This window comes from Aquiflexum sp., assembly GCF_977115555.1.
In genome coordinates this window covers 1-4,035 of sequence record NZ_CDSBKL010000364.1, presented here as the reverse complement: position 1 = coordinate 4,035, position 4,035 = coordinate 1, and the positions used below count along the sequence as shown (strand labels likewise).

General features: G+C 39.1%; 4 protein-coding genes. 3 read left to right on the top strand and 1 reads right to left on the bottom strand.

Annotated elements, in window-relative coordinates; all coding sequences use genetic code 11:
• The 3 genes from ACZFYI_RS16705 to ACZFYI_RS16695 form a co-directional block, all read left to right on the top strand.
• Nucleotides 1-219, top strand: a 219-nt coding sequence (locus ACZFYI_RS16705; protein WP_462525265.1) for a hypothetical protein, incomplete at its 5' end; no start/stop codon positions are given.
• A gap of 105 nt (nt 220-324) precedes the next feature.
• Nucleotides 325-1,365, top strand: a complete 1,041-nt coding sequence (locus ACZFYI_RS16700; RefSeq protein ID WP_462525264.1) for a hypothetical protein — start codon at nt 325-327, stop codon at nt 1,363-1,365.
• A gap of 268 nt (nt 1,366-1,633) precedes the next feature.
• On the top strand, nt 1,634-2,134 hold the full coding sequence (locus tag ACZFYI_RS16695) for a tellurite resistance TerB family protein (protein WP_462525263.1): 501 nt from the start codon (nt 1,634-1,636) through the stop codon (nt 2,132-2,134).
• Between the two features lie 293 nt (nt 2,135-2,427).
• On the opposite strand, the gene ACZFYI_RS16690 is transcribed toward ACZFYI_RS16695, so the two are convergent.
• A complete protein-coding gene (locus ACZFYI_RS16690; protein WP_462525262.1) occupies nt 2,428-3,771 on the bottom strand; it encodes a transposase in 1,344 nt (447 codons plus the stop codon).
• Nucleotides 3,772-4,035: the final 264 nt, after the last annotated feature.

The window sequence follows — 4,035 nt, the reverse complement described above, 5'->3', positions numbered from 1 at the left end:
TGGTCTTTTTTGCTAAAAATGACGGCCCACTACTTATTGGAAAATCCAAAGGAAGTCCTTGAAAATTCAAACAGGATTCGACAAATAAAACCTGATTTTTTTGATGAGCCTTATGCTTATGTAAAGAGTATCATTAAAGATCAGGATTCTAGGGAAATTTTTTTTGAGGCAATTGACTATGTCTTAAACGGTGAGTCCTTTCGGGCTTTTTCTAAGTAATTTACCGTTACATTCAAGTAATATACCGGTCCAAAGATCTTGTTTTATTCTATACATTTGTCGATTGATGTACAAAAGAAAATAGAATATATAACCCCACTTTCCATGAAATTAAAACTGTTTTATTTTTTGTTTGTCCTTTGTGTTTTTTCTTACCAAAGTTCATATGCCCAATATGCTACGCGCAAAATATCGAAGAAAAAACAGGAATATACTGACAGTTTAAAGCAGGTCAAATATGACTTTAAGTTTCCAATTCTGGGTCAAAAAGTATATGCTGCCGGTTTTGATATCCCTTATCCTGCAGGATTGATGGGGAATTTTATTTGGATGGACCAGTCAATTCTAATTGATAATATGCAGCTGGGTCTTAAAACGGACAATCTCGACATTCCTTTAACCAATGTTGATGAGTTTATCCAGTTTGGAAATAATTCAAACCGTTCTTTTGGTTCAAATGTGCGACCTGATTTATGGATTTTCCCCTTTTTAAATGTATATGGACTTTTCGGATATGGAAGATCTGAGACTACAGTGGAGCTCAATTCACCTATACCAATTACATCAGTTGTGGAGCAGGCAATTACAACCACCGGATTTGGAGTGATGGGAGCATTCGGTCTTGGCCCTATTTGGACCTCAGTAGATGCCAATTGGACTTGGACTAAACCAGAACTGTTGGACAAATCGGTTTTGGTCAAAGTCTTGGGCATAAGGTTTGGAAAAACTTTTGAATCCCAAACAAAGCCCGAGAGAAATGTTGCTTTTTGGGTTGGTGGAATGAGAGCTAGAATGAGTTCTGTTACCGTAGGACAAATCAAACTGATCGACGCTTTATCTGATGAAGCTTGGAACCGACGTGATCAATTGGTTGATCAATACAATACTTGGTATTCTGGCTTATCGGAAATCAAAAAAGCTTTGGTAGATCAAAGTCCTTTACCTGACATAGTGGACAGAATAGAACAAGCAGATGGCAGTTCCATCATCCGATATGGGATGGATAAACAAGTAAAACAGGAATGGAATGTGGTATTTGGAGCCCAATACCAGGCCAGTAAACGTTGGATTTACAGAACTGAATGGGGTTTGATAGGAGATAGGAAATCAGCCATGCTTTCAGTTAACTACCGCTTCTTATTATAATCTGTTTTGAGATTCCAATATTCGGTTACCCCTAGCCAATTTGGTTTGTACCCCCAATGCATTCAAACAATCCTTCTTTTTCCAACCCTAAAAAACTATCATTTAAATTTTTTTTGGAAGAATAATCCAAATTTTTTGCAAAACTAATTTTTTATTGAATTAAAAATTCATTTTGATTTAAAATTCCGAATAAAATACCTTGATTAAGGTATACCATTGAAGGGCAACATTGCTTATTTTTAGAAATCAAATTTTTAAAAACCAGAATATGAAAACCCAAAAACCATTCAACCACCTTAAAGGAATCATTCACGGTATCAGCAGCGACGGGAGAATCACCCGCGGAGAGTTCACCGAAATGAAACTTTGGTGCCAAGCCCACGAGGGACTTTGTGAACAATCTCCTTTCAAAGAATTCTACGCTGAGGTAAAATCGATTCTTAGTGAAGGTACCATGACTGCTGAAGAAATCCACGAACTGAAAACCATTCTCAACAAGTATGAATCTGAGCTTAGCGTCTCTGAAAGTAAGCAGGCCAAACTTGAATTTTTACAGGGAATCTGCTACGGCATCCTTGCAGATGAGGAAATCAATAAATATGAAATCCATGTTTTGAAAAAATGGCTTGAGGAAAACAATACCGTTATTGAGGAATTTCCTTTTAATGAATTGCATACATTGCTTACAGATGTGATGGAAGATGGAAACGTAAATCCCGAAGAAGAGAAAGCTCTTAAAAAATACTTTTTGAAGGTAATTAAGATGTGATGATCTTTTTTCCCTCAAAACTTACTCCGCCTTTAGAACCTATTTAAGGGTATGAGGATAAATCCATCCAATCCGAATCAATATTGTTGTTTAGGCCTTCTTGGAAAATTCCTTCGGAATTGAGAGGTAGGATTAAAACTAAATCCTACCTTGTTTTTTCTTTGGTTTTCGGATGATTTTGAAGTCAATTTTGGTACGGAAAAGTACAATTTTTTCTTTGACGCATAGGGAATAAGCGGGTCATTTATAGTATGGTCACACTTATCCCATGAAGATGTCTCCGATTGTGTTTTTTAGGCAGCGTTTTGTTGCGGCGGGCTTTCCTTTTCAGATCTTCTTTTTGCTATCTTGACAGCATTGGCTGCCATTATCCCGAAAAATATCGCAAACTTCTCTCTCTTGTCTCCTTTTACCCTGATTTTCCTCAGTCCGTAGAACTCTTTGTTTGTACCGAACACACCCTCCATTACTGTAGCCCTCTGTTTGGATATTTCCGAGCTGAGTATTTTTTCTGCCCTCTCATGTTTTTTGGGTCCTTTTTTGGGGAAACAGGTGAAAATCTTATTATCAGTGCAGAATCTACGGTTTTTGTTTGTGGCATAAATCCTGTCCGCCCCGAGCTGGTTTACAGGACCGAAAAATCTCCTGTGTTTGGCCACGGAGAGCTTAAGTCTTGTACATTCGTTGAAGGCATTGAAATCAAGTTTGTCTATAAACGTGAGTCCGTCCACCTGAAGGATATGGGCTTTGGCTCCAAACTCAACCGGCCTGTTTTCTTTTCCCCTCACAATGGGTCTAAGATAAGGTTTGTGCAGGGACACTATCCTGTCTTTTAAAGCCGAAGGCGGGTTGTCCAACAAAAACTCCTGCTGTCGGTGAACCTTTTTTATCACTGCAAACCTTGCAAAATCCTTCAAACCAAGATCTGCGCCCTTATTACTGTCGAGGATCTGCTGGAGTTGGCCGATCCCTTTAGCGAGTAGATATACGAGTGCTTTTCTTCTTCTGAGCGTTTCCCTGAAACTGTTTTTCCTTTTTCTGGAATAAGCCATATGGGCAATTCTCTGCTCCCTGAATTTAGATCTTGGTCTTTTGACCCCCAGATGGGAACAGAGTCTGAACAGCTGTTTTTCAAAAACCCACTCACAGCTTTCCCACAGCAGTTTGACATCTGTTGGAAACCGTATGAATGACTCATAACACGTAGCATCCATGAGCAATACATGGCTGTTGTTGACATCACGCTTCCAATGGCTGATAAGAACTTCCTGAAGTCTCTCCCATTCGCAGTGTTTTTCCAGATATGCCCTGACCCTGGTCATGATGGTCATGTCTTTGATCTGCTGGTTTTCGGCCAGTACTTTGCCGCAAAAATACTGTAAGGCCCAGTCTGTGTTGTAACGCTCCAACAATTGCCTGTCACTGGTGTTGAGATAGGCCTTCAAGAACATGAGTGCAAATATGCCCTTGCCGCCAAACCAGCTAGGAGCACCTCTTCCCGCGCGTTCTTCGGGAAGACAGGAAACAAGATCATCCCAGGGGATGGAATCATGTATCTGGCCCAACAATGAATTCTTGAAAAAATGATATTTTGGAGAATATCCGTCGAAGTCTTTGAAAAGAGGAAGCTGAATCATAACTTTAATTGTATTTAAGTCTGCAACCTTAAAATACAAAAAAGAAAACCCCGAAAAAAGCTCAAAACAGCCAAATCCGGGGTTTTTGTATTATGTTTTTGTTAAGTTATTAACTGACAATCAGTATCTTAAGGGATTCGCAAGAAGCCCTAATTACAACCAAAAGGCCTACGATTTTCCAAACCTTTTCGATGATTTCCCTTTGACATAGTCACCCTTTGAAACCGCGATAATTTCCTTAATTTAGCCGAAATTTTGAAAGAG

Bases quoted from the DNA above. Each gene is read 5' to 3' on its own strand.
- ACZFYI_RS16700 (WP_462525264.1), top strand. From the start codon at position 325: ATGAAATTAAAACTGTTTTATTTTTTGTTTGTCCTTTGTGTTTTTTCT.
- ACZFYI_RS16695 (WP_462525263.1), top strand. From the start codon at position 1,634: ATGAAAACCCAAAAACCATTCAACCACCTTAAAGGAATCATTCACGGT.
- ACZFYI_RS16690 (WP_462525262.1), bottom strand. From the start codon at position 3,771: ATGATTCAGCTTCCTCTTTTCAAAGACTTCGACGGATATTCTCCAAAA.